This window comes from Bacillus sp. ABR (assembly GCF_056172715.1).
On the sequence record NZ_JAOYSL010000001.1, the window covers coordinates 738,307 to 764,573 of the forward strand.

General features: G+C 41.7%; 24 protein-coding genes and 1 riboswitch. Of the genes, 18 read left to right on the plus strand and 6 right to left on the minus strand.

From position 1 onward, the window contains the following. The first annotated feature begins 39 nt into the window (after window positions 1-39). Entirely contained in the window at window positions 40-885 is an 846-nt protein-coding gene (locus OIT90_RS03645) for an aldo/keto reductase (RefSeq protein WP_039181397.1), read from the plus strand. Window positions 886-925: 40 nt separating this feature from the next. Here OIT90_RS03645 and modB read toward each other — a convergent pair whose 3' ends face one another. The 4 genes from modB to OIT90_RS03665 form a co-directional block, all read right to left on the minus strand. Further along, complete coding sequence (gene modB / locus OIT90_RS03650) at window positions 926-1,591, minus strand: molybdate ABC transporter permease subunit (protein ID WP_058838157.1); 666 nt, start codon at window positions 1,589-1,591, stop codon at window positions 926-928. Next, a complete protein-coding gene (modA, locus tag OIT90_RS03655; protein WP_106025612.1) occupies window positions 1,591-2,367 on the minus strand; it encodes a molybdate ABC transporter substrate-binding protein in 777 nt (258 codons plus the stop codon). Before modA ends, modB begins: the two co-directional genes overlap by 1 nt. Window positions 2,368-2,483: 116 nt before the next feature. Next, window positions 2,484-4,334: an LTA synthase family protein gene (locus OIT90_RS03660; RefSeq protein ID WP_341040813.1), complete on the minus strand. Its 1,851-nt coding sequence runs from the start codon at window positions 4,332-4,334 to the stop codon at window positions 2,484-2,486. A gap of 123 nt (window positions 4,335-4,457) precedes the next feature. Beyond that, window positions 4,458-4,943: a metal-dependent hydrolase gene (locus tag OIT90_RS03665; RefSeq protein WP_047202394.1), complete on the minus strand. Its 486-nt coding sequence runs from the start codon at window positions 4,941-4,943 to the stop codon at window positions 4,458-4,460. A 171-nt stretch (window positions 4,944-5,114) separates the two neighbouring features. On the opposite strand from OIT90_RS03665, the gene OIT90_RS03670 reads away from it, so the two are divergent. The 3 genes from OIT90_RS03670 to OIT90_RS03680 all read left to right on the plus strand — a co-directional run bounded on the left by OIT90_RS03670 (window position 5,115) and on the right by OIT90_RS03680 (window position 7,667). Further along, window positions 5,115-5,543 carry a MarR family winged helix-turn-helix transcriptional regulator gene (locus OIT90_RS03670; RefSeq protein WP_024423455.1) on the plus strand — a complete coding sequence of 143 codons (429 nt, stop codon included), beginning with the start codon at window positions 5,115-5,117 and terminating at the stop codon, window positions 5,541-5,543. A gap of 81 nt (window positions 5,544-5,624) precedes the next feature. After that, on the plus strand, window positions 5,625-5,768 hold the full coding sequence (gene sspJ / locus OIT90_RS03675) for a small acid-soluble spore protein SspJ (RefSeq protein ID WP_041088277.1): 144 nt from the start codon (window positions 5,625-5,627) through the stop codon (window positions 5,766-5,768). Window positions 5,769-5,890: 122 nt separating this feature from the next. Next, window positions 5,891-6,069, plus strand: a riboswitch (Lysine riboswitch). Window positions 6,070-6,260: 191 nt separating this feature from the next. Further along, on the plus strand, window positions 6,261-7,667 hold the full coding sequence (locus OIT90_RS03680) for an amino acid permease (protein WP_039181382.1): 1,407 nt from the start codon (window positions 6,261-6,263) through the stop codon (window positions 7,665-7,667). A 35-nt stretch (window positions 7,668-7,702) separates the two neighbouring features. Here the strand turns inward: OIT90_RS03680 and OIT90_RS03685 are convergent, their stop codons facing one another. Then, window positions 7,703-8,641, minus strand: a complete 939-nt coding sequence (locus OIT90_RS03685) for an iron-hydroxamate ABC transporter substrate-binding protein (protein WP_474892253.1) — start codon at window positions 8,639-8,641, stop codon at window positions 7,703-7,705. 259 nt (window positions 8,642-8,900) lie between these two features. Between OIT90_RS03685 and OIT90_RS03690 the strand changes: the two genes are divergently transcribed. The 13 genes from OIT90_RS03690 to OIT90_RS03750 all read left to right on the plus strand — a co-directional run bounded on the left by OIT90_RS03690 (window position 8,901) and on the right by OIT90_RS03750 (window position 24,949). Beyond that, window positions 8,901-9,953 carry a FecCD family ABC transporter permease gene (locus OIT90_RS03690; protein WP_039181376.1) on the plus strand — a complete coding sequence of 351 codons (1,053 nt, stop codon included), beginning with the start codon at window positions 8,901-8,903 and terminating at the stop codon, window positions 9,951-9,953. Beyond that, window positions 9,954-10,976 (plus strand): FecCD family ABC transporter permease, encoded by a 1,023-nt coding sequence (locus tag OIT90_RS03695; RefSeq protein WP_052196534.1) that lies wholly within the window; start codon window positions 9,954-9,956, stop codon window positions 10,974-10,976. Between the two features lie 20 nt (window positions 10,977-10,996). Beyond that, a complete protein-coding gene (locus tag OIT90_RS03700) occupies window positions 10,997-11,812 on the plus strand; it encodes an ABC transporter ATP-binding protein (protein WP_039181374.1) in 816 nt (271 codons plus the stop codon). A gap of 174 nt (window positions 11,813-11,986) precedes the next feature. Then, window positions 11,987-12,709, plus strand: coding sequence for a response regulator transcription factor (locus OIT90_RS03705; protein WP_059375037.1), 723 nt, complete (start codon window positions 11,987-11,989; stop codon window positions 12,707-12,709). Between the two features lie 3 nt (window positions 12,710-12,712). Then, window positions 12,713-14,467 (plus strand): HAMP domain-containing sensor histidine kinase, encoded by a 1,755-nt coding sequence (locus OIT90_RS03710; RefSeq protein ID WP_268464302.1) that lies wholly within the window; start codon window positions 12,713-12,715, stop codon window positions 14,465-14,467. Between the two features lie 135 nt (window positions 14,468-14,602). After that, window positions 14,603-16,039: a glucuronate isomerase gene (gene uxaC / locus OIT90_RS03715; RefSeq protein ID WP_268464301.1), complete on the plus strand. Its 1,437-nt coding sequence runs from the start codon at window positions 14,603-14,605 to the stop codon at window positions 16,037-16,039. Between the two features lie 58 nt (window positions 16,040-16,097). After that, entirely contained in the window at window positions 16,098-17,108 is a 1,011-nt protein-coding gene (locus OIT90_RS03720) for a LacI family DNA-binding transcriptional regulator (protein WP_106025616.1), read from the plus strand. A gap of 58 nt (window positions 17,109-17,166) precedes the next feature. Then, window positions 17,167-18,618 carry a tagaturonate reductase gene (locus OIT90_RS03725; RefSeq protein ID WP_126682305.1) on the plus strand — a complete coding sequence of 484 codons (1,452 nt, stop codon included), beginning with the start codon at window positions 17,167-17,169 and terminating at the stop codon, window positions 18,616-18,618. After that, window positions 18,615-20,108, plus strand: a complete 1,494-nt coding sequence (locus OIT90_RS03730; protein ID WP_126682304.1) for a UxaA family hydrolase — start codon at window positions 18,615-18,617, stop codon at window positions 20,106-20,108. The genes OIT90_RS03725 and OIT90_RS03730 overlap by 4 nt, the downstream gene beginning before the upstream one ends. A 20-nt stretch (window positions 20,109-20,128) precedes the next feature. Next, the gene (locus tag OIT90_RS03735; protein ID WP_058838149.1) at window positions 20,129-21,520 is read left to right on the plus strand and encodes a glycoside hydrolase family 28 protein; all 1,392 of its coding nucleotides are present in this window, start codon (window positions 20,129-20,131) and stop codon (window positions 21,518-21,520) included. 171 nt (window positions 21,521-21,691) lie between these two features. Beyond that, window positions 21,692-22,642 (plus strand): ABC transporter substrate-binding protein, encoded by a 951-nt coding sequence (locus OIT90_RS03740; RefSeq protein ID WP_039181350.1) that lies wholly within the window; start codon window positions 21,692-21,694, stop codon window positions 22,640-22,642. Next, on the plus strand, window positions 22,608-23,666 hold the full coding sequence (locus OIT90_RS03745; protein ID WP_427369167.1) for a FecCD family ABC transporter permease: 1,059 nt from the start codon (window positions 22,608-22,610) through the stop codon (window positions 23,664-23,666). Before OIT90_RS03740 ends, OIT90_RS03745 begins: the two co-directional genes overlap by 35 nt. After that, the gene (locus tag OIT90_RS03750) at window positions 23,663-24,949 is read left to right on the plus strand and encodes a heme ABC transporter ATP-binding protein (protein ID WP_474892254.1); all 1,287 of its coding nucleotides are present in this window, start codon (window positions 23,663-23,665) and stop codon (window positions 24,947-24,949) included. The genes OIT90_RS03745 and OIT90_RS03750 overlap by 4 nt, the downstream gene beginning before the upstream one ends. 203 nt (window positions 24,950-25,152) lie before the next feature. On the opposite strand, the gene OIT90_RS03755 is transcribed toward OIT90_RS03750, so the two are convergent. Continuing rightward, window positions 25,153-25,389, minus strand: a complete 237-nt coding sequence (locus OIT90_RS03755; protein WP_474892255.1) for a putative quinol monooxygenase — start codon at window positions 25,387-25,389, stop codon at window positions 25,153-25,155. Between the two features lie 228 nt (window positions 25,390-25,617). On the opposite strand from OIT90_RS03755, the gene OIT90_RS03760 reads away from it, so the two are divergent. Then, window positions 25,618-26,187: a cob(I)yrinic acid a,c-diamide adenosyltransferase gene (locus OIT90_RS03760; RefSeq protein WP_064498056.1), complete on the plus strand. Its 570-nt coding sequence runs from the start codon at window positions 25,618-25,620 to the stop codon at window positions 26,185-26,187. The last annotated feature ends 80 nt before the right edge of the window (window positions 26,188-26,267 follow it).

A 26,267-nucleotide genomic window follows, 5' to 3' on the forward strand; every position in this document is an offset into this window, starting at 1 on the left:
ATGAAAGAGATGGAATCTATAAAAAAGGTGGTTGTTAAAATGGTCAAAAGCTTGAATGATACCGTAACACTGAATAACGGAGTAGAAATGCCTTGGTTTGGTTTAGGTGTATTCAAAGTGGAGGACGGCAATCAAGTGGTAGATGCCGTAAAAGCAGCCATACGGAACGGATATCGCAGCATTGATACGGCAGCTGTTTATAAAAATGAGACAGGCGTAGGAAAAGCGATTAAAGAATCTGGCGTGAAACGAGAAGACTTATTCATTACGTCTAAAGTATGGAACACAGATCAAGGCTATGATAAAGCGCTTGAGGCGTTTGACGCAAGCTTAAACCGATTAGGTCTTGATTACTTAGACCTCTATTTGATTCATTGGCCTGGACCAAATGCAGATACATTTAAAGACACATGGCGCGCACTTGAGAAGCTTTATAAAGACGGGAAAGTCAGAGCCATTGGAGTCAGCAACTTCTATATTCAGCATTTAGAAGAGCTGTTAAAAGATGCTGAGGTTGTTCCAGCTGTGAACCAAGTGGAGTTTCACCCGAAACTGACACTTGTTGAACTGCGTCAATATGCAAAGGAAAAAGGCATTCAAATTGAGGCATGGTCTCCTCTGATGCAAGGGAAGCTATTAGATCATGACGTTTTGAAAGACATTGCTGCACGCTACAATAAATCTGTTGCTCAAGTTATCTTGCGCTGGGATCTGCAAAGCGGTGTCGTGACAATTCCTAAATCTATCAATGAAGAACGTATTAAACAAAATGCAGACATCTTTGACTTCGAGCTTTCTAAAGAAGACATGGAAAAAATCGATGCATTAAACAATAACGAACGTGTCGGCTCGAATCCAGAGACGATGACGGTTGGGTTTGAATAAATTAAAAAAATCCTCTTTCTCATGTTAGAAAGGGGATTTTTTACGTACTGCTTCGGCGTACAGCCAACAGCATGATAAAAGATAGAATCACAATACAAATTGTCCACGCCCAAGCAAGCTCCATTCGTCCGGAATCAATCGCCACATAGATAGCGGTTGGGAGTGTTTGCGTTTTTCCTGGGATGTTGCCGGCAAACATTAAGGTCGCCCCAAATTCTCCAAGGGCTCTTGCAAAGCTGAGGATGCTGCCTGATAAGAGGGAAGGCAGGGCAAGTGGTACTGTAATATAGGCGAAGACTTGGAATGAATGAGCACCATCTACTTTTGCAGCCCCTTCAATGTCTGACTCAATCGTAGAAAATCCAGCCTTTGCAGATTGATACATAAGCGGGAATGCCACAACTGTTGATGCAATAACTGCCGCCCACCAAGTGAAAATGACCGGCTGGTGAAAGATCCATTCAATCGCGCCCCCGATCATGCTATGCCTTCCGAATATGACGAGCAATAAAAAACCTACAACCGTTGGCGGAAGGACAAGCGGCATCATCAAGAGCGTTTCTACGATCATTTTTCCCTTAAATGATGTTCGCGCCATCCAATAGCCAATCAATGTACCAAAAACAGTTGCCAGCAGCCCGCTTACAACGGCAACCTGCACGGACAGCCAAATGGGAGATAGGAATTCTTCAGTCATCATAGGCATTAATTCACTTGAAAGCCGTACTTTTTAAAAATTGATTTGGCTGTTTCTGATTGAAGAAATTGAAAAAAGGACTTGGCTTCCTCTACATGTTCTGTCCCTTTGACGATTCCTACTGGATAAATGATCGGGGAATGCATGTCCTGATTGGCTTCATCCGCAATTTTTACTTTTTTGGAAACGAGGGCATCTGTCTTATACACAACACCAGCCTCCACATTTCCTGTTTCTACGTAGCTTAAAACTTGCCGCACATCCTTGCCGTACACAGCGTTCTTTTTCACTTGATCCCAGATGTTCAGCTTTGTGAAAATCTCTTTGCCGTATGTACCAGCAGGAACGGATTCTGGTGTGCCAAGAGCAATCTTCCCTTTTATGTGCTGGGCGTCTTGAAAGCTTTTAATAGAGGAAGAATGATCATTTGGCACAATGAGTACAAGCTCATTTTGGATGGCATCCTTGATAAAATGTTGATCGATATCTCCAGATTGCACAAGCTCATCAAAGGGCGCTTCAGCTGCTGAGAAAAAGAGATCTGCTTTTGCCCCTTGTGCGATTTGCTGCTTCAATGCGCCGGATGACCCGAAATTATTTGTTAATGTCACATTCGGATGCTCATCATTAAAGGCGGATTCGATTTCCTTTAGTGCATCTTGAAGACTTGCCGCTGCTGAAATGACAAGCTCTGTTTTTTTGCTTGTATCCGATGACTTCATCTCTGTTTGACACCCGCTCAGGAGCAAGCAGATGGCGATGATGGGGAAGAACGCATACTTCATGTTCACACCTCTTATTATTCAATATCATATGTATCCTATATTATAAGCAAACTTATTTGACCATTCATAGGCTTTCAGTAAAAAGAGAAAAGAAAAAGCCGCCAGATGGCGACTTTTTAATGCTGATAAAAACGCAGCAAATTCCCATTGATCACTTTGTCTGATAAGGAAAGTTCTTTATTGGCTTTTTCGATATAAGGCTGACACACCTCATCCTGTTCAACAGGTTCTTTTGTTTTTTGATCATAGCAGGTGTTCTTTGTATAGAGATAATCATCTGTAATAAAGTTCCCGTTTCTCAAAACAGCAAAAGGCGTCCGTTCGTTTGAAAATAAGTCATTGCCAAATTGAATGGCATCCTTCGTTTCAATACCGAGTAAGTGCAGGAGTGTCGGTTTCACGTCGATTTGCCCAGCTGTTTCAGAAATTGTCTGCGGTGCTTGATCTGTGACCCCCGGAATGTAAATTAAAAAGGGCACCCGCTGCAATTTCACAGCATCAAACGGTGTGATTTCATCTTTTTTGAGCAGCTCTGCCATTGCCTGATGATGTGCCTCGGAGATACCATAGTGATCCCCCATGAGGACAAACATTGTATTTTCATACAGTCCTTCTTCTTTCATGCGGTCAAAAAATGTCTTAATGGCTTCATCCTGATAGCGGACGGTCGTCACATAGCGGTTTAAAATGGCGCTGGACGAATCATATTCATCAATCAATTGATCCTTTGGATCGATTTCAAATGGAAAGTGATTGGTCAAGGTAATAAACGTGCTGTAATAAGGCGCCTTCAACTTTTTTAAATAATCAATGGATTGGTCAAAGAAGTCAATATCCTTTAAGCCCCAGCCAGTTGAATTCTGTTCATTGACCTGATACGAATCGACATCATAAAAGCGGTCAATCCCAAACGACTCATACATCACATCACGATTCCAAAACGTTTTATTATTCGCATGAAATTGGACGGATTGATAGTTCTCTTTTTTCAACTGCTTGTATAACGTGTCGTATTCGTTGTCACTCGCTGTGAAAAAGACAGCGCCGCTGCTAGATGGGTAGAGGGAATTTGCGACAATAAACTCTGAATCCGATGTCTTTCCTTGCTCAGTCTGCTGATAAAATTCATCAAAATAAAAACTCTTTTTAGCGAGTTGATTTAAAAAGGGGGTGATGTATTGTCCATTCACCTTTTGATCAACGACAAATTGCTGTGTTGATTCGAGTGAAATGAACACAACGTTCTTACCTTTAGCAAGTCCAAAGTACTCTTCGTTTGGTGCACTGTAATCAGCCTTTGTGTAGTTTGCTACGGTTGAAAGTGTATCTTCATCTGCAAAGGCTTTTTGTCCAATACGCGCTGTTTGGGCAGCGCCGTCATACAGGTGGAACTGGAACAGCCCAAGGTTTCGTACAATCACTTCTCGATCATAAGAGCTTGTCAGAAAGCGAGGGTGATCCATCATGGCTGAACTGACATGAAACAATAGAAAGCTACAGCACACCGCATAATATGTTTTGATCGTTTTAAAGGAGGCTTTTGGCGGTAAAGGTTTGCGCTTTAAAAGCCACGCCAGCACCACGAAATCAATGAGCATCAGTAAAAACAGCGGGTGAAATAACTCTGTCATACTGCTGCCCATATCTCCCATGTTTTTCGCTTGGAATAAGACAGGGATTGTAATGAAATCAATATAAAATCCATAAAAGATCGTATTCGATATGAGAATCGCCGTCAAAATCAAATTTGCGGTTAATAAAAATACTTTTTGTTTCGTTTCATTTAAAAAAAGAGCAATCCCAAACAAAGGGAGCAAAAAGCTAAGTGGATTGATCAAAAGCAGCCATTCATGAAACAGATTGGCCGTTCGTATGTGAAATCCGAATTGATAAATGATGTATGTTTTCATCCACATGAAGAGGATGGAGTACACTAAAAACCAGTGATTTTTGAAAAACGCTTTCATTTATGTAGCTCCTCACCATTCTGTATTCAGCTGCAAGGCAAAAACACTTATCTTAAACCTACTAAAAAAATGAGGAATGATCAATTCATATCCTGTGTTTTTCGGAAAACTCTTTCTGATTCATTAGAATGGGATGGAGATGCCGCAGAGGACAGCGATGTAATAGCAGGTAACGACGGTGAGAGCAGCTAGTACGACTTGTTCTCCTGTGCTGCCTGTTTTGACATAGAAGGGAAGACGCACTTTAATGGAAGCCGGAAATAAAAATTTAATCCCATTCACTGTTCCTGCATCCAGAATGAGATGGCTTGCCATCCCGACTAGTAAACCGATACTTAGGCTGTCATTTGGAATGTATGTTGTTGCTAGAAAATAAATGATCAGCAAAAATAATAAACTGTGTGTAAATGTGCGATGACCGAACACACTGCTGATCAGTGTCGAGAGCAGCGGGAATTTTCTGCCGATTTTACTTTTTGTATGGCAAAGATCAGGGATCAGAGCACCTGCTGATCCAGCAGCAGCCATCGTCACTGGGTCGAATCCATAATAGTAGGCAACGGCTGTGGAGGCGGCAATTCCGCCCATGATGTGTGTTTTTCCTGTCATGATGCGTACTCCTGTTCTATCTTTAGTTCAAGTACTCACTATATCAAGGGTGGATTCATTCAGCAAGGCTTATTTCTAAAGAAAAAGAGGCCAAAAGGGTTGGCTGAATGGAAAAACATTCTATAATAAGGGGGAAGTCATGTTGATACTAACGATAAGGATGCGATTCGGATGGGTAATGCAGACATTTTAAAAGAAATTGTTCTTGTACATTATGAAGTCAGCCGTAAATTAAACCGCAAGTTACTTGAGTTAGAGAAAGACATCACGCCCCCACAGATATATGCTCTTTCTATTTTGATACAAGGCAAAGTATCACATGCCGAAGAGCTGAAGCAAAGACTCTCTTTAAACCCTGGTGCAGCCTCTATTGCACTCAATAAATTATGTGAGCAGGGTTATATTCAAAGAGAACGGGACAAGGACGATTCGTCACTTGTCCGTTTAGAAGTCACGGAAAAAGGGATGGCCATTTATGAAAAGCATACTCGTCTTTTCGGAAAGGTGATTCAGCATATGATGTCAGACTTCACAAAGGATGATTTAAAAACCTTTCTGTCGTACTTGCAAAAAATGAGGCAGACCTTTCATGATGATTGAGCCTCTTCCCTTGTATAATGCTGAGCGCTGTAGCACAAATTAAACAGGCAACCGCATTATATGAAAAGGGAGGAAACAGCGATGTCATTTTTCCAAAAGGATAAAAAAGCGAAAAGTGAGAAAAACCATCAGCAGGTAGATCAGCTGTTAGAGGAAGCAAGTAAAGAGCTAGCAGGCGATCCGCTTCAGGAAGCTGTACAAAAGAAGAAAAACAACGATCAATAAGCAAGGTATAGGGCAGAGAAACAGTTCTCTGCCTTTTTTCTATGTTTTTCCCTTTGACAGATGTGAGAATGTTTGATAACCTTCGTGTAGTAAAAATGAATAGAAATCCTCACGCTATGTCTCAGTGAGGTAGAGGTTGCGCGGATGATGAGTCACTCATAGGAGAGATGGAATCGTAGATCATGAGAAAAAAGGCATCAGCGCCGAAGTGTAGAGAGAGCTCCAACTTTCTTTATGCTGGGTCTGCATTGAATAAATGCAGGACTGCCACGTCTTTGAAGCGTGGAGGGCTATCCGGAGATCAAGGTGTATGTTTTGAAAAGCATGGACTTTTGTTCAGGCTTTTTTTTATGTTCTGAGTCACAAAAATAAGGGTATGCTGTTAAAAAGTAATCCATTATGAACATAAAGAATGCAAGTCATTGCTTCACAAATATATCAATGAAGATACTGCCGGGTCTGGTCCAAAGTGAATAAAACGGAGGTACGGAAATGGAACAGACAAAAAAATGGGGTTTTTGGTTATTGACGGCTTTTGTCGTCGGAAATATGGTAGGTTCAGGCATCTTTATGCTGCCAAGTACGCTTGCCCAGCACGCAAGTCCTTTAGGTGTGACGATGGCATGGCTTGTCACAGGCGGCGGTGTGCTGATGATTGCGCTTGTATTTGGGCATTTGTCCATTCATAAGCCGCAGCTGACGGCTGGACCACAAAGTTATGCAAGGGCGCTTTTTAAAGATCCGAAAAAAGGGAAAGCAGCTGGATTTACAATGGTGTGGGGATATTGGGTGGCAAGCTGGATTAGTAATGTCGCAATTATTACAAGCCTTGCTGGTTATTTAACGACTTTTTTCCCTATTCTCACAGTGAAGACTGAAGTTTTTACCTTTGGAAAAGAAGCGGTCACGCTTGGTCAGCTCATGACGTTTATCGTATGTACCCTTCTTCTATGGGGAACACATACCATTTTAATTACAAGCTTAAGTGCTGCAAGTAAATTGAATTTTATTACGACCTTTTCAAAGGTGCTTGGATTCGTCCTTTTTATTGTTGCGGGATTATTTGCATTTCAAACGGCATTATTTGAACATTACTACTTCCCGGTTGAAACAGGCAGCGAAGGAGTGCTTGGCCTTGGAGGTCAAATTCATCATGCGGCTATTTCCACACTATGGGCATTTATTGGAATTGAATCAGCTGTCATTTTATCAGGAAGAGCATCCTCACAGCGTGATGTGAAACGTGCGACGATTACAGGTCTTTTAATCGCACTTTCGATCTACATGATTATCACATTGATTACGATGGGCGTTCTGCCGCACGATCAATTGCAAGGTTCTGACAAACCATTCGTAGATGTGCTTCAGCTTATTATTGGGCCAGCTGGCGGAATTGTCATGGCTCTGCTGGCGATTATTTGCTTGTTTGGTTCGATGCTTGGCTGGATTTTACTTGGTTCAGAAGTACCGTATCAAGCAGCAAAGGCTGGTGATTTTCCAGCAGTATTTGCAAAAACAAACAAAAAAGGAAGCCCTGCTTTCGCTTTGACTGTTACAAATATTATGTCACAGCTGTTTATCTTCTCTGTGATGTCACGTACGATTAATGAAGCTTTTACCTTTTTAACTACATCAGCGACACTTGCGTATCTTATTCCGTATATTGTGTCTTCCATCTACAGCTTTAAGGTCATTATGCAAGGTGACACGTATGAACTTCAAAAAGGAAATCGAACGAGAGACGGCATCATTGCACTTGTTGCGATGGGGTATTCAGCTTGGGTCATTATTTCAGGAACAGCCGACTTGAAAACCTTTGGTCTTGGAATCGGTCTATTCTTAGTAGGTATTTTGCTTTATCCATTCATGTCAAAAGGATTTGCCAAAGGAACGGTATAAGGAAGACGTTTCTCCATTTCTGGAGAAACGTTTTTTTATGATGCAGATGTCAATCGATCCACAATAAACTCTAGCTGACCTTCTAGTGACACTGGGTCATTAAAGAAGAAACCGACTGGATCTATTTCGAATACATGTTTATTTTTGACGGCAGGAAGTGATGTCCAAATGCTGCTTTGATACACTTGGTCACCTTTACTTTTTGAGCCGCTCCATGGACCTGTGAAAATATAGTCGCCTGCGAATTCTGGCAGCTTCTCAAGAGAAATATTCGCATAGCCGACGCCGCTGTCGATCGCTTCTTTTTTAACCGCCTTCGGTGCTTTTAATTTCAGTTCGTCATAAATGATTTCGCCCCCGCGGGCAAAGGTGTTTCCGAAGATATAAATGCCTTTATCAAATGGCGATACGATCGAGACCGTCTTGCTGCCGACAGCTTTGGTTACCTTTGGTTTCACCTCAGCAATTTTGGTATCCCATTTTGTGATCCATTCTGTTGCTTTTTTTGGTGTACCTGTCATTTTACCGAATTCTTTTAGCTGGTCTTTGAAAGAATATTGATTGTATTTTACCGCTACAGTTGGGGCGATTTTTTTGTATTGATCAAACTTCTCATCTTCCCCCCAAGCAATAATCATATCTGGCTTCGAAGCGGCTACTTTTTCGACCGATGGGGTCCTTCCGAGATTTTCCACTCCATCTGTTTTCCCTTTATAAAAAGGGTTTTTAAAGATGGGTGATGTTGTAGCAACCGGCGTTTTGCCGAGTGTGACGAGGTCCCCGTAATAGCTTTCTGCAAGAAGCACTATTCGTTTCGGATTTTTCGGAAGCTTCACTTCACCTTTTGCATCCTGATATGTCATCATGTCATTCTTTTTCGTTGCAGATTGTTTATTTGAAGTGCTGCCGCAAGCGGCTGTAAAGATCATAAGAATCGATAAAGAAATCAAAAGAAATCCAGTTCGTTTTTTCACAAAAGTTCTCTCCTATTCATTTTTCCTTGATAATGATTCTCAATTTCATTTTTTATCGTAACATGATAGGAACAAAAATGCATTGGCTAATTTAGGCCTAAAGAAAAATGATGAAATTCTCACAGTTTTTTGATGAAAATAAAGAAATTTATCAGAACAATGATTTCAAAAAGAAAAGAAAGTGATATACTAGACTTCGAGATTGATAATCATTATCACTAATAAAGAATAAACATGAACGGAAAGGAAGAGACTGGTTTTGGGCTCACAATCGAATAAACAGCTGCCAGCCAGCGATGATACGATCGATATTGTCACGAAGCCTTTTGGAACAGCAGCTGTTATCATCATAGGAATCATCGCTTTATCATTTGGTCTTTTTTTATCGGTATCATTAGGAGCGGCAAACATTCATCTACAGACTGTATGGGAAGCCGTTTTTCATTTTGATCCACAAGAAACTTCACATCAAATCATTCGGGAATTGAGGCTGCCGCGCACAGTTGGAGCCGCGCTCGTCGGTGCCTTTTTAGCCGTATCAGGTGCCATTATGCAAGGAATGACAAGAAATGCGCTGGCGTCACCGGAGATTATGGGTGTGACAAATGGCTCCGCATTTGCGATTGCCATTGCATTAGCATTTTTCCCTGGCCAATCTTCTTTCACATTAATTCTTTGGTCATTTGTTGGAGCCGCACTCGGTGCCTCTATTGTATTTGGTGTCGGTACTATGTCAAAAGGGGGACTGACTCCGGTTAAACTCGCACTAGCTGGTACAGCGGTTGGAGCACTTTTGAGCTCAATTTCTTCAGCCATTGCCATTCGTTTTGACGTCGCTCAAGATATGAGCTTTTGGTATGCTGGCGGAGTGGCAGGTGTGAATTGGAGCAACATTCATATCATCATTCCAGTTGCCATTGCAGGACTAATCATTGCAATGATCCTTGCCCGTTCGATCACGGTTCTGAGCTTAGGTGAAGAATTGGCGAAAGGACTTGGACAGTATACGAAAACGGTCAAGGTGCTTGGCGTATTGGTTGTTATTCTTTTAACGGGTGCTGCCGTGTCGGTAGCGGGCTCTATTGGTTTTATCGGGCTTGTGATCCCTCATGTCACTCGATTCTTGGTTGGAGTGGACTACCGCTGGATTATCCCATGCTCCGCTATTTTAGGGGCCACTTTGTTAATTTATGCAGACATTGCTGCGAGGCTGGTCAACGCTCCGTTTGAAACGCCAGTCGGTGCCATCACGGCGATTATAGGCGTTCCTTTCTTCTTATATTTAGCTAGACGTGAAAGGAGCGGAATCTAAATGGAAATGGTGCAGCAAGCAAAGAAAAAGAAATATCAACGAACGATGCTCATGATCTTTTTCGCGATCGTAGCTGTGTTCCTTATTAGTTTAAATACCGGAGAAATTCGGATCTCTCCGATGGATACATTGAAAACACTTTTTGGATTCGGAAGTGAGATGGATGAGCTCGTATTATTCGAATTCCGACTTCCAAGAATGGTCATCGCTTTACTTGTCGGTGCTTCTATCGCTGTATCAGGCGCGATTTGGCAAGGCGTTTCTCAAAATGGTTTAGCTGACCCAGGTATTCTCGGCGTCAATGCCGGCGCTGGCTTTGCCGTTGTGCTATTTATCTTTGCATTTCAAGGCACGATGACGAATTTAGGTGATTTCACGATTTTTGTACTGCCGCTTTTCGCGTTCGTAGGTGCAGCCTTTGCTGCATTTCTCATCTATGTGTTAGCGTGGAAAAAAGGCATCACACCTGTTCGATTGATTTTAACTGGTATTGGTGTGAATGCTGCGTTTTCAGCAGCGATTGTGGTCATTCAATTGAAAATGAGCCCAAATGATTTTAACCAAGCCATCGTGTGGTTATCTGGAAGTATTTATGGCTCAAGCTGGACGTATGTCCTGTCTGTTCTACCATGGATGGTGATTTTCCTTATATTCGCGATTGTCAGATCACGCTATTTAAATATCATGAATTTGGGTGATCAGCTGTCCTATGGATTGGGTATTTCAGTTCATAAAGAAAGAAGCTTGTTCATGCTGATTGCCGTTGCATTAGCTGGTGCGAGTGTTGCTGTTGCAGGGAGTATTTCTTTCCTAGGGTTAGCCGCACCGCACTTGGCGAGAAAGCTTGTTGGGCCAAAGCATCAAGGAATGATACCGGCCTCCGCGTTAATTGGGGCGCTGTTATTATTATTGGCGGATACACTTGGCCGCGTCATACTTGCACCATCAGAAGTGCCAGTTGGCCTTGTCGTTTCTGCTTTAGGCGCACCTTACTTCATTTACTTATTGATGAAATCGAACTAATGAGGAAGGAGAGACAACATATGAAATCGCTCGAAACAGAAAAGCTTTGTATCGGTTATCAAGACCGTTTGATTGTAGAAGATTTGAATGTCAGTATCCCAAAAGGCAAGGTGACAACACTGATTGGACCGAATGGCTGCGGGAAATCAACCATTTTAAAAACGATGTCTCGTATTATGAAGGCCAATCGAGGAGCTGTTTATTTAAATGGCCAGGCTATCCATGAGACGCCGACAAAAGAAATTTCAAAACAAATGGCGATCTTACCGCAAACACCCGAAGCACCTAGTGGACTGACAGTGTATGAGCTTGTGTCATATGGACGTTTCCCACATCAAAATGGGTTTGGCCGCTTATCAAATGAAGATAAACGAATCATCAGATGGGCACTTGAGGAAACGGGAATGATCGCTTTTCATGATCGGCCAATTGAAGCACTTTCCGGCGGACAGCGCCAGCGAGTATGGATTGCGATGGCACTTGCCCAGGAAACAGAGCTGCTCCTATTGGATGAACCTACGACGTATTTGGATCTTGCACATCAGCTCGAGATTCTGCAGCTGTTAGAACGCTTAAATAGAGAGCAGGGGCGAACTGTGTTGATGGTCATCCATGATTTGAATCATGCGGCGCGTTTTTCACATTACATGATTGCCCTCAATCAAGGGAAAGTCATAAAAGACGGTACGCCTCATGAGGTCATGACCAAAGAGGTACTCAGTCAGGTATTCCATATTGATGCAGAAATTGTGCTTGATCCTAGAACGAATAAGCCGATTTGTTTAACATATGATTTAATGAATCATGAACGAAAGCTAGAAGCTGTAAATGGATAATAGATGTAAAGGAACTCGGTGCAGATGCCGGGTTTTTTTGCGTGTTTGAGAATTCCTAGTGCTGCTATTTTCTCCAGTTGATTTTTTTCGCTTTTATGCAGAAAAGAGGTACTTTTTTACTTTAGACAATGGTAATATACGGTTAGAGATCATAGCTAGAAAGGAAAGAGATGCGTGGAAACAGCAAAAATATTGATTGCAGATGACGAAGAAGCAATTGTGAAAATGGTTGAACGCGTATTAAAAAAAGAAGGATTCAAGCATATTTATAAAGCCTACCATGCAGATGAAGCATTAGATGTTGTCAAAAACGAGGACATCCACCTCTTACTTCTAGATGTGATGATGCCCGGTAAATCTGGCTTTGACGTTCTGCCTGAAATCAGAAAAGTAACGAAAGCGCCTATTTTTTATTTAACTGCAAGAACGTCTGATGTCGATAAACTGACGGGCTTTGCGCAGGGGGCAGACGATTATATCACGAAGCCATTTAATCCACTTGAGCTAGTGGCTAGAATTAAGGCTCACCTAAACCGAACATATATCTCCTTACAGGAGGAACAAGAAGACACTCAAAGCCAATATCATTATGCCCATTTCTCCTATCATCCTCATGCAGCCGAATTGAAAGTAAGAGGAGAGGTGACGGCATGCTCAGCTCAGCTTCTTTCTTTGCTGAAGTACTTTTGTGATCATCCGAATGTGGTTCTTTCAAAAGATCAAATCTATGAGAAAGTATGGGGCGTCCCATCATATGGTGATAACAACACTGTCATGGTTCATATTCGAAAGTTGAGAGAAAAGATCGAATTAGATCCGAGTCAGCCCGAATATATTGTGACGATCCGTGGTATGGGATATAAATTTATACCACACCCTGCAAAGGTCCTTCAATAGTTTATGAATTTACGAGCAAAACTTTTCTTTCACTTTGTCGGACAAATGTTTATTGTCATTGCCATTCTGATGATCGGGAATACGTTCTCTGAGAACTTATATTTAACAAAACACTATGAGAACATGACTGAAACTGGTTTAACTAAAGCTGATGGAGATACACTCATGAGCTGGCTTTATTTTAATGAGGATGGAAAAATGGAAGCCGACGATCAGCTCAAGCAAGCAGTGAAAAAACGAGACGGCTGGCTGCAAGTGATTGATTCGAAAAAGAAAAACGTTTATAGCTATCACCGCCCTAAATCCATTCCAACATCCTATCAAAAGGATGAAATGATCAAGATCTTTGAAAAAAGAGAATTTAAAGATTACAAGATGTACTTCTGGCCAATTGAGATTGATCAAAAAAGCTTTATTGTGTTATACGGGTTCAAAACGAACAGTACAAAGGTAGCCAATTATCTGAAGCAGCACGAGAAAAATTTGGCTGCATTATCTCAATATTCGGTTGAAACGAAAGAATTCTTGAAGAGAATGAACGGATCGGTTCATCTGTTCAATGAAGAAGGAAAATATTTAAAAGGCATTCGGACCAACACAAGTTTGAAACATAACGTAACAGATATTGAATTGCTCAAGTATCAATCGAAGCCTTGGGAGTTTAGAAGTGACCTCACTTATATGAAAGTGAATAAAAACCTGTATATCATCGTTTCGGTACCAAATAAAGTATACAGCCCAGATGAGCTTTACGATAAAGAAAGAGACGCTTTAAATCAATATACAACCATCTTAATTGCAGGTCTTGCGCTCACTATTATCATTGTCATGACATTATGGTATTCGTATCGCTATGGGCTGCCAATTTATCACATTATTCGCTGGCTGATTTTCTTATCAAAAAATAAATTGCAGGAACCAACAAATAGAAAGGGAATTCCAGTCAGTAAAAATAAAAAAGGCCGTATTAAGCGGGAATACCGTTTATTTGAGGATATCCTAAAAACAATGGATCAGCTCACACATACGTTAAAAGAGAATGAAGCAAACCGAAGAAAAATTCAAACCACAAGGGAAGAATGGATTGCAGGATTGTCTCATGATTTGAAAACGCCTTTAAGTACGATTTACGGCTATGGACTCATGCTTGAATCCGATCAATATCAATGGTCCAAGGAAGAAGTCATGGAAATGGGACAGGTGATTCGTGAGAAATCAGAATACATGTCGACACTGATTGAGGATTTAAACCTCACGTATCGATTGAAGAATGGCGCCCTGCCTATTAATCGGAAACCGGTTGAACTCAGTGAATTTTTAGCTTCCATTATGGACGAGTTCTCAAGAAGCTCCTCATCAGAGGATTATCCATCCACCTTTGAAGATCAAACAGATGGTGTCATATTTGAGATCGATAAAGCCTGGTTCAGACGAGTGATTGAGAACCTGTTGGCGAATGCAGTGAAGCATAACGAAAAAGGCACTCATATTACAGCTGTTTTATCTGAAACAGATGAAGAAGTTCGGATCGAAATGAAAGACAATGGCCGCGGAATGGCACAGGAAACGGTGGATCACCTATTTAACCGCTACTACAGAGGGACAAATACAAATGATCCAACGAATGGAACTGGTCTCGGGCTTGCGATAGCAAAAGAGCTTGTCTTGCTGCATGACGGTGATATTCAAGTTGAAAGTGAACTAGGCACTGGAACAACTATTGCGATTATCCTAAAAAAATCATCACCTGTAAAATAGGCAAAAAACGATTTTCTTTTCTAAAGGAGATCGTTTTTTCCTGTTTTAGGATTGAAATCAAATTTGTAAACGATTACAATAAAATTGTTAACGTGAACAAATCATTTTTATTTATAAGAGAGATGGGGGAGTTTGATGAAAGCCTTTTTAGATGATCAGTTTTTACTCAACAATCAAACGGCGGAAAAGCTATATCATGAGTTTGCTAAGGACCTTCCAATTATAGATTACCATTGTCATTTAAGCCCCAAAGAAATCTATGAAAATAAAACCTTCCATAATATCACCGAAGCATGGCTTTACGGAGATCATTACAAATGGCGTGCCATGAGAGCAAACGGCATACCAGAATCACACGTCACAGGGGATGCCTCAGACTATGAGAAATTTCTGGCGTGGGCGAAGACTGTTCCCATGACCCTTGGAAACCCGCTCTATCACTGGACTCATTTAGAATTGAGACGATATTTTGGAGTTGAGGAACTTTTAAACGAAAAAACCGCACACATCATCTGGCAAAAAGTAAATGAAAAGCTGCAAGGAGAGGGTTTTGGTGCAAGAGACTTCATTGTGAAATCGAATGTTGAAACAGTCGTGACGACAGATGATCCAGTCGATTCGCTTTGCTATCATCAAAAACTGCGGGAAGAAGGATTCACTGTGCAAGTGCTGCCCGGATTTCGGCCTGATAAGGCACTTGATATAACGAATCAACTATTTACAGCGTATGTTCACGAACTGGCAGAGGCTTCATCTACTCCAATACAATCCTATCAAGACTTTTTAACAGCACTCCGTGCAAGAATTGATTTTTTCCATGAACAGGGCTGCTTGATCTCAGATCATGCTATTAACGAAATGACGTTTAAAGAAACGACGGAAGAAGAAGTGGAAACCATCTTTCATAAAAGAATGTCTGGGCATGCATTGACGGAAAAAGAGAAGATTAAATTTAAAACACAAACATTCATTAAGCTTGGTCAGGCTTACTATGAGCGGGGCTGGGCGATGCAGCTTCATATCAATGCGCTTAGGAACAACAATACGAAAATGTTTGAGCGGCTTGGGCCAGATACAGGGTATGATGCGATGAATGATGAAGACATTGCCAAGCCGCTTTGCCGAATATTGGATCGTTTAGAACAAGAACAGGCACTGCCAAAAACCATTTTATATTCCTTGAATCCAAGGGATAATGTTGTGATTGCCACATTGGCTGGAAGCTTTCAAGACGGAACGGCACCTGGGAAGATTCAGCACGGTACAGCTTGGTGGTTTAACGATACGAAACAAGGGATGACAGAGCAGATGATGGCTCTATCCAGTATTGGACTGATCAGCCGTTTCATTGGGATGCTGACAGATTCAAGAAGCTTTTTGTCGTATACAAGGCATGAATATTTTCGAAGACTGCTTTGCGATATCATCGGAGATTGGGTAGAAAAAGGGGAAGCTCCATATGATCTTGATCTGTTAGGGGGAATCGTGAAAGGAATCAGCTATGAAAATGCCAGACAGTATTTCCAATTTGACCGGGCGAAGCAGCTCCAGCATCCGAACAAAATGACATGAAGAAAATGAAAGCGATTTTATGATAAGATGGTAAAAAAATCATAAAAGGCGGAATAGCATGACAGTCACAATTAAAGACATAGCAAAATTGGCAAACGTCTCTCATACCACGGTATCAAGGGCTTTGAATAACAGTCCTTTTATTAAAGAGAAGACAAAACAAAAGATTTTGTCGATTGCAAAACAGCTGAATTATTCACCGAATGTCCATGCGAGAGGCCTTGTATCACAAAAATCATTTACAATCGGTCTGTTTTTTACGAGTTTAACAGAGGGCACATCTTCAAGCTTCTTTGTGGATGCGTTAAAAGGTGTCAATAGCGTCATGACAGAGTATTATAATCTCTTTGTCAGAGGAATTGATGACTTTCACGATTATACAACCATTCATAAACAACGCTATGATGGCATTTTGCTCATGAGTCAAAGCGAGCACGATGAGGCGTTTATCCATCATGTGAAGAAACAGGGCATTCCCATCATTGTGCTGAATCGCCGTGTAGAAAGTCATGAAGTCATGAATATATTAGCAGATGATAGTCAAGGAGCTTACCAGGCTGCACAACATTTCATTCAGCAAGGTCATGAACAAATCGCCATCATTGAAGGGAAAGAAGGCTTTAAATCAACTCAAGAAAGAAAAGCTGGTTTCCTGCAAGCGTTAATTGATCACCAAATACCTATGAAGAAAGAATATATGATGAAAGGCGATTATCACATGAAAAGCGGCTATGAATCAATGGAATCGCTGCTGGCCCTTGATGAACCGCCAACAGCGCTCTTTTGCTCAAATGATGACATGGCGATCGGTGCAATGAATGCTTTATTTGCAAAAGGCAAAACGTGTCCAAATGATATTTCTATTATTGGTTTTGATGATATTGCATTTTCATCCTATACCACACCTGCATTGACAACGGTGAAAAAGCCGATTGAAAAAATGTGTGCACTTGGAGCAGAAGCCATCCTTTCAGTAATAAACGGTGAAGAGCAAGAAGAAGATCATATGGAAAAAGTGTATGTTCACACAGAGCTGATGATCAGAGATTCAGTTAAAAAGGTGCAGTAATCAGCACCTTTTCAGAAAAATGTTCACGTGTGCATATTACTTGGAGAGGGGAATCCATTTGAAACGATTATCAAAAGCCATATACCCGGCACCTGAGTATCCGGAAACGATTTTGCAGATTGGCGAAGGAAATTTTATGCGAGGATTTATCAATTGGCACATTCAGAAGCTGAACGACTGCACAGATTTTAAAGGAAGAGCGGTTGTTGTCCCTCCTCGAAAAGGATCAGTGGCAGCCTTAAATGAACAAGATGGCTTGTACACATTATGTATTCAGGGATATCATGCCGAGCAAGAAATGAATGAACGTATGGTCATCCAATCGATTAGCAGAGGAATTAGTACGTATACGGATTACGAGGAGTTTTTAAACGTAGCGGAAAACCCGGATCTCCGCTTTGTCTTCTCAAACACGACGGAGGCAGGACTTGTGCTCAAAAAGGAGGACCGTTTGGAGGATCGGCCGCAAGCCAGTTTTCCAGGAAAGCTGACAGCGTTCTTGTATCACCGGTTTAAAGCTTTTGCTGGAGATGAGCGGAAAGGTCTGATCATTCTGCCTTGTGAATTGGTTGAACAAAATGGTGATCGATTGAAGGAATATGTGATCAGTATGGCAGCTGAGTGGGAATTGCCGCCTGCGTTTATGACATGGATAAAAGAGGCCAACACGTTTTGTAATACGCTTGTGGACCGGATTGTCCCTGGATTCTCTAAGGAAGCGGCTGAAATCGTAGAAAAGGAAGAAGGGTATATTGACGAATTGCTTGTCACGGCAGAATATTATCATCTTTTTGTCATTGAAGCACCTGCCTTCGTACAAAAGGAGCTCCCCTTTCAAGAAGCAGGGTTAAAAGTTCTTTTTGTAGAGGATATTGCGCCTTATCGTATGAGCAAGGTACGAATTTTAAATGGTGCACATACAGCGATGGTGCCGATTGCTTACTCATGCGGTATAGAAACTGTAAAAGAAGCTGTGGATGATGAGCATGTTGGTCCGTTCATCCGGCGTATGCTAGAGGAGGAAGTACTGCCAGGACTTGAACTTCCTCAAGATGAGCTTCTTCTTTATACACAATCCGTTTGGGATCGTTTTTGCAATCCATTTGTAAAGCATCAATTGCTGGATATTGCACTGAATGGGGTATCCAAATTCCGAACCCGTAATCTTCCGTCATTGCTTGATTATGTCGAGCAAAAGAAACAGCTGCCAATGAAACTTGTGTTTTCACTTAGCAGTCTCATTTATTTCTACAGAGCACATGCAGGAAGGGTAAAGGATGATGAAACTGTGCTCACGCTCATGAAGGAAGCATGGGAAAACCGTTCCAATGAAGCGGTTGCAGCGAGTATCCTTTCATACGAATCATTATGGGGCAGAGATTTAACGGATGTAAATGGATTGAGTCAAGCTGTAGCTGATCAGCTTACCCTCATACAGAAGCACGGGATGAGTGCGGCTGTTCACCAAATGATGCGTCTTCAATATGAAAATCAGGGGGAGAAGGCATGAAAGACTTTATTTTAATCAACCCTTCAGATAATGTCGGTATTGCTTTAAAAGGATTGGAACAAGGGGAAGAGCTGCAGCATCAAGGACATACGATTATCTTAAAAGAGACCGTTGGCAAAGGTCATAAGTTTGCATTGGCTGATATCAAGCAAAGAGAGAATATTATCAAATATGGCTATCCCATTGGTCATGCAGTGACTGCCATTTCTGCTGGGGAATGGGTGCATACGCATAATATTAAAACCAATCTATCTGGCAAGCTAGAATACGAATACCAGCCTTCATTATCAGAAAACCCCTATGAAAAAACGAATCTTACATTTAAAGGATATAAACGAAAAAATGGCGAAAGCGGAATCCGCAATGAGCTTTGGATTGTTCCTACCGTTGGATGTGTGAATGGCATCGCCGATCAAATGATCCAAATATTCACCGCTGAAATGGGTGGAAACATCCATCCTTTTGAAACAGCCCTCGTATTAAAGCACAATTATGGATGCTCCCAGCTTGGGGACGATCATGAAAATACGAAAACCATTTTACAAAATGCGGTGAAGCATCCTAACGCTGGAGGAGTACTTGTTCTTGGACTTGGGTGTGAAAACAATGACATTGAGGATTTTCAGTCCACATTAGGTGAATATGACCGTACGAGAGTGAAATTTTTAAGAAGCCAAGAAGTAGGAGATGAGATTGAGACGGGAGTCGCTTTACTCAAGGAAATTTATGATGCGGCGAAAGAAGATCATCGTGAAGACATTCCGTTATCTGAGCTGAAAATTGGCTTGAAGTGCGGAGGATCAGATGGATTTTCCGGTATTACTGCAAATCCGCTTTTAGGCAGGCTATCCGATTTTATTGTCGCACAAGGCGGAACGACGGTGCTGACAGAAGTGCCCGAAATGTTTGGTGCTGAAACGATTTTAATGGAGAGAGCAGCATCAGAAGCGACTTTCGACAATATTGTGCAAATGATCAATGACTTTAAACAATACTTCTTGGATCATCGACAGCCGGTATATGAAAATCCTTCCCCGGGAAATAAAGCTGGTGGAATTTCGACATTAGAGGATAAGTCTCTTGGCTGTACGCAAAAAGCAGGTACTTCTGATATTAAAGATGTATTGAAATATGGAGAGCTGCTAAAACAAAAGGGATTGAACTTATTAAGTGCACCTGGTAATGATTTGGTTGCTTCATCTGCTCTTGCTGCTTCCGGTTGTCAAATGGTGCTTTTTACAACAGGCAGGGGGACACCATTTGGTACGTTTGTGCCAACAATGAAGATATCGACCAACACAGCTTTATATGAAACAAAAAAGCACTGGATTGACTTTAATGCCGGAGAACTGCTTGAAGATGTACCGGAAGATGTCGTGTTAGAAAAATTCATTTCAACGGTTATTGATGTGGCGAGTGGGAAGCTGTTAAATCATGAAAAAAACAATTTTAGAGAGCTGGCTATTTTCAAAACAGGTGTCACACTTTAAGGCGACTTGGGGATGAGAAAGTGTCTAAAAAACGGGATTTGATGTATATCACAGCAGGAACGGTACTAACTGGAATCGGAATTGCTCGTTTAGCAAAGCAAGGGAAGAAAGATAAAAAAGCAAACGGGATCGATCAAGTGTTAAAGCAGATAATAGCGCCGCAGTTCCCTGATCGTGAATTGAATGTGGTTCATTATGGAGCAGATGCGGAAGGGAAAGAGTTATCTACAAATGCCATTCAGTCTGCCATCGATGATGCACATCGGTTGAAAGGAGGAAGGGTGCTGATCCCAAGAGGGACGTTTGTGACAGGTGCTTTAGAATTGAAAAGCAATGTAGAACTTCATCTGCATGAGAATGCCTATGTGACATTCAGTCAAGACCCAAAGGATTATCTGCCTCTCGTACTGACAAGATATGAAGGGGTTGAGCTTTATAATTATTCACCTCTCATTTATGCACACCATGCAGAAAATATCGCCATTACTGGAGCCGGAACGCTTGATGGCAGAGGGGATGAGCATCATTGGTGGCCTTGGAAGTATGGGACAAATGGCCAGCCTTCTCAGGATCGGGATCGTCAGCTTTTGTTTGAAATGGCGGAAAAGAGAATACCGGTAGAAGAAAGGGTGTTTGGAGAAGGCCATTATTTAAGATCGAGCTTTATTCAGCCATACCAATGTCAGCAAGTTCTAATCGAAGGAGTGACAGTGAAGGATTCACCAATGTGGCAAATTCATCCTGTATTAAGTAGTCACGTCATCGTCCGCGGCGTTAAAATCATTGGGCATGGACCAAACACAGATGGTGTCAATCCGGAGTCTTGCCGGAATGTGCTCATCGAAGATTGTTATTTTGATAACGGAGATGATTGTATTGCCATCAAATCGGGCAGAAACGAGGATGGACGGAGAATAGGGGTTCCATCTGAAAACATCGTCATTCGTAGAAATGAGATGCGGGATGGACACGGCGGTGTGACGATCGGGAGCGAGATTTCTGGCGGGGTAAAGTATGTTTATGCAGAAGATAACGTAATGGACAGTCCGAACCTTGATCGGGCACTGCGTATTAAAACCAACTCTGTCAGAGGCGGTACGATTGAACATATTTATTTTAAAAATAATACAGTTAAAAGTCTAAAGCATGAAGTGATCTGTATCGACATGATGTATGAGGAAGGAGATGCTGGTCCGCACCGTCCTGTTGTACGTCATATTGAAGTAGAAGGACTCAAAAGCAGCGGCGGACGATATGGTGTGAAAATAGCCGCATACGCACATTCTCCTGTTACTCATTTTAAAATGAAAGATTGTGTCATAGATGAAGTGGCGTACCCCTTATCTTTAGAGCATGCAGTTTCTCCTGCTTTTCAGAAAGTCGTCATCAATGGAGAACCAATCAATCAATAGAAGAGTGAAAAACAGTCTTTTTAGAGGCTGTTTTTTGTTTTATGAACAGAAAAGACGCTTTTAGAAATCACATATACAACCTATCTGCACTGTAGTATAATATTCCCGAAATTAGAAAAGAATTGACGAAAGAGATTTCGTTAAGCAGTACATAAACCAGGGGGTTCACTCATGAAAAAGTTAACAGCTATTTGGCTATCGTTATTGCTTGTGATGGGTGTTTTAGCAGGATGTGCAGGCGCTGAGACAGATCATAAAGCAACAGGGTCACAAAATAAAGAAACGGCCACTGCGGCATTTCCAGTATCGATTAAAGATGCAGCTGGCAAAACAGTCGAAATCAAAGAACAGCCTAAACGAATTGTTTCGTTAATTCCAAGTAATACAGAAGTTGCCTATGCACTCGGCCTTGGAGATAAAATGGTTGGACGATCAGACTTTGATAATTATCCAAAGGAAGTCGAAAAGGTAGAGAAGATTGGCGGACTTGAATTCAATGTCGAGAAGGTCATTTCATTAAAGCCAGATCTTGTGTTAGCACATGCATCTCAAATGGGATCAAAAGAAGGATTTAAACAGCTTGAAGATGCAGGGATAAAAGTTCTGACTGTAAATGATGCAACCTCCTTTAAGGATGTGTACAAATCAATCGATATGATCGGTGAAGCAGCTGGCGTGAAAGAAGCATCAACAAAACTTGTAGACGAGATGAAAACAAAATTGAATGACATCAAGAAACAAGCAGAGACGATTTCAAAAGACAAACAAAAAACTGTCTTTGTCGAAGTGTCAGGTGCGCCTGAAATCTATACAACTGGTAAAAATACATTTATGGATGAAATGCTTTCTGTTATCCATGCCAAAAATGCTGCTGGCGATCAAACTGGCTGGGTGCAAATGACAGAAGAATCGATCATCAAACGAAATCCTGATGTCATCGTGACAATTGATGGTTCCAGCTTAGCTGATTTGAAAAAAAGAGACGGCTGGAATGCAATGAAAGCAGTGAAAGAAAAACAAGTCTTTCAATTGAATACGGATCTCGCATCAAGACCGGGACCGCGATTGGTTGAAGGAGTCGAGGCTCTTGCGAAAAGCGTCTATCCTGACACGTTCAAATAAATTGATCATCGCTTATACACTAAGTGCTTTATTTCTTGTGATGAGCATTGGAATGGGAATCTCCTTTGGAAGCTTAGGGATTCCCATTCCTTCTATTCTTCGTATATTTGTTCATGAACTATTCGGAATACAGTTTGGAACCATTGATTCCATCGATCGCAATATTATGATGAACATTCGGCTGCCAAGAGTCATATTAGCGGCATTAGTCGGAGCAGCACTGGCGTTATCTGGTGCAGCTTTTCAAGGTTTATTAAAAAATCCTCTCGCTGACCCTTATACGCTGGGGGTATCTCAAGGGGCATCAGTTGGAGCCGTAGCGACTCTGTTTTTTAGCTTGCAGCTCCCGCTTGTTGGCAGTTTCACATTGCCATTATTCAGTATGACAACGGCGCTTGTGACCCTGTGTCTCGTTCTCTTTTTTGCGCGTCTTGTTCATCGGGGGATGAGCATTTCTTCTTTAATTTTAACAGGAGTGATTTTTAGCTCTTTTTTGGGTGCGCTCATTTCATTGATGATTGCTTTAACAGGTGATGATCTAAAAGAGATCATTCATTGGCTGCTTGGCAGTGTGTCCATGAGAGGCTGGCGTTATATTGCGCTTTTTCTTCCTTTCTTTCTTATTGGGACCTTTACGTTAATGTTGATGGGGCGAGATTTGAATGTCATGACATATGGCGAGGAGAAGGCAAAGCTATTAGGTGTCCATGTGAAAAGGAGCAAATATATTGTGCTCCTGGCAGGCTCGATTCTGACCGGAAGTGCAGTAGCGGTATCAGGGACGATCGGTTTTGTAGGACTTGTGATTCCGCATTTTATCCGCCTCTTAACTATCACGGATCATCGGCATCTGCTGCCTTTGTCTATGTTGAACGGTGCTTCCTTTCTCGTATTAGCAGATGTGTTATCCCGTACCATCATTGAGCCGACTGAATTACCGATTGGCATCATTACTGCGTTAATTGGTGCACCTGTATTTGGCATCATCCTCATTCGTCAATATAGAGGGGGGACGCACGTATGATTCAAGTGAAGGAAATCAGAGGTGGCTATGGAGAGAAAGAGATCATTCGTGGCATTAGCCTTGAAGTAAAGCAAGGAGAATTTCTCGGTATACTCGGCCCAAACGGGAGCGGGAAGACGACCCTGCTTAAAATGATGGCAGGAATTTTAGCCCCTGAGAGCGGTGAAGTGCGCCTCGGCAGTCACCTTGTTCAATCCTATCAGCCAAAGGCGCTTGCGCAAAAGATGGCAGTTCTGCCGCAGAAAACGGATCAAGTTTTTTCATTTACGGTGGAAGAAACCGTCCAATTCGGCCGTTATCCATATCAAAAAGGGTGGCTGCAATCTGCCACGCAAGAAGATGTGCAGGTCGTCAGAAAAGTAATGGAACAAACGGGTGTTGCACAGTTTAAGGATCAACCCATCCATGAGTTAAGTGGCGGTGAACAGCAGCGTGTGTATTTGGCACAGGCATTGGCGCAGCAGCCTGAATATTTATTGCTGGATGAACCAACCAGCTTCCTTGACTTAGCCTATCAAAAAGATTTGCTTGATTTAATTAAAGAAGAAACGACTTCCTCTAGGTTAACGGTCATTGGCGTATTCCATGATGTGAACATTGCTAGTTTATATTGTGATCGGCTGCTGCTGCTTCATGAAGGAAAGACTGACATGTTAGGACTGCCGCATCACGTTTTGACCACCGAACGAATCAACCGTGTGTATGAAACAAATGTGACACCGCTCCAGCATCCAATTAGGGCAAACCCTCAGCTGATGGTTGAACCTTCCGCCCCTTCTAAAACATCAATTGTAAACATAGCGGATGGCTGGAGGACATATGGCTCAGAAGGAATGACATTTTCCATTAATCAGCCTCTTCGCATCCTTACCTCACATAAGGAAAACGGCGGGTTCTTTTGGAAAAGGTCGATTGGAACGGGAACGAAGACGCTTTATCATCAGTTAGAGCCAACTGAAGATATGCTGTTTTTCGAGCAAGCTAAAGGATTAGCGAAATACGCTGCAGAAGACGCCGAAGACGATATGATCCTTTACAGCATGCTTCAGCAGGAAAAGTTGAACATTTGGCTTATCCTGAAACGATCTTTATCAGACGGCGCAGCTGTTCAGCTCATAGGTCAGCTTATGCACATCATAAAGCAAGAAACAAGCATTCCAATCCATCATCTTTGTATTGCTGCACCCAATACGCAGGAAACGGAAGATGTTGACCTTCTACACGAAAGATTAGGACAAAAGGTGTATGGGCTTCTTCATAAGTTGAAAGTCATTCAAAAGTGAACGTACAGTTATATTTAGGTTAGTTGAGTAAAACAGTTGATATTGTAATGACTACACATATCTAAAATGTGTAGTCATTACAATTGTTCTTAAGAAAAAAAGCTGCCACAATGACAACCAGTTCTAATTTTATATCTAAGACGGTTGAATTCTAATTAGATGAAATGCCCTTTCCGCCTTGTGTTATTAAAGTATTGATTCTATCAATACCAGTATGTTTGGGTAGCTTCATGACCTAGAGATGCTTGATGGGCATCTTCGTTTGCCCACACTTCATAAACATAAACAGAATTTGGTTCATTCTCGGAAATATTCACAAGATATATTTCACATTCATCCAAATTCTTCATTGATTCTGCTGCTTCTAACAGAATATCAACCATTTTTTCTTTTTCGCCTTCTTGTACCATAAACTTGTTAAATAAACTAAATTTACTCATACCATCCTCCTTCATTTTGTCTTAATCACATTTTAGACACTATAAACTATATCTTCAATCATTATTTTATAAGGAAATAAAAGGGGTGGTTGGCCGTCATAATGGACAAATGGTTCACTTTTCTGTTTCATTAATGACATTCATTCACCATGTTTTAGTAAAACAACTACATCCTATTTAGTTCGGGTTATACTAAAAGGACAAAGCAGTAGAAAAGGGGGAATACCGTTGAAACTTTATACGAAAACCGGGGATCAGGGACAAACAGGCTTGATCGGAGGAAGAGCCGATAAAGATGACGTGAGAGTTGAAGCTTACGGCACATTAGATGAGGCGAATAGCTTCATTGGACTTGCGCATGCAAATTTACGGCAGCATGGCGAATTGTTTCAGGACCTTTTGTCAGAGCTGATCGTTATACAGCATGAGCTGTTTGACTGCGGCGGTGATTTGGCAGCAGTGAAACCACCTAAAGAGGGCAAATTAACAGAAGCCTCTGTGGCAGTCCTTGAGGAAAGAATGGATGTCTATGTAGAAGAAGCTGCGCCGCTCACCAAGTTTATTTTACCGGGCGGTCAGGAAGGTGCTGCTCTTTTACATGTGGCGCGGACAGTCGTTAGAAGAGCAGAGCGGCATATTGTGACGCTTGCGAAACAGGAGGAGATTCCAACCGTTGCGCTCACATATGTAAACCGTCTATCCGATTATTTATTTGCTGCTGCCCGAATCGTGAATCATCGGCTTGGTGAAGCTGATGTTGAATATGAACGAAGTGCCGACGTGTTTCGTTCTAAATAAGGAAAGCACTCTTCGAATGAGAAGAGTGCTAAACGTCTTCGTTCTGTAAGCACAGAAGGGATTCCAAGTCTTGCTTGTGC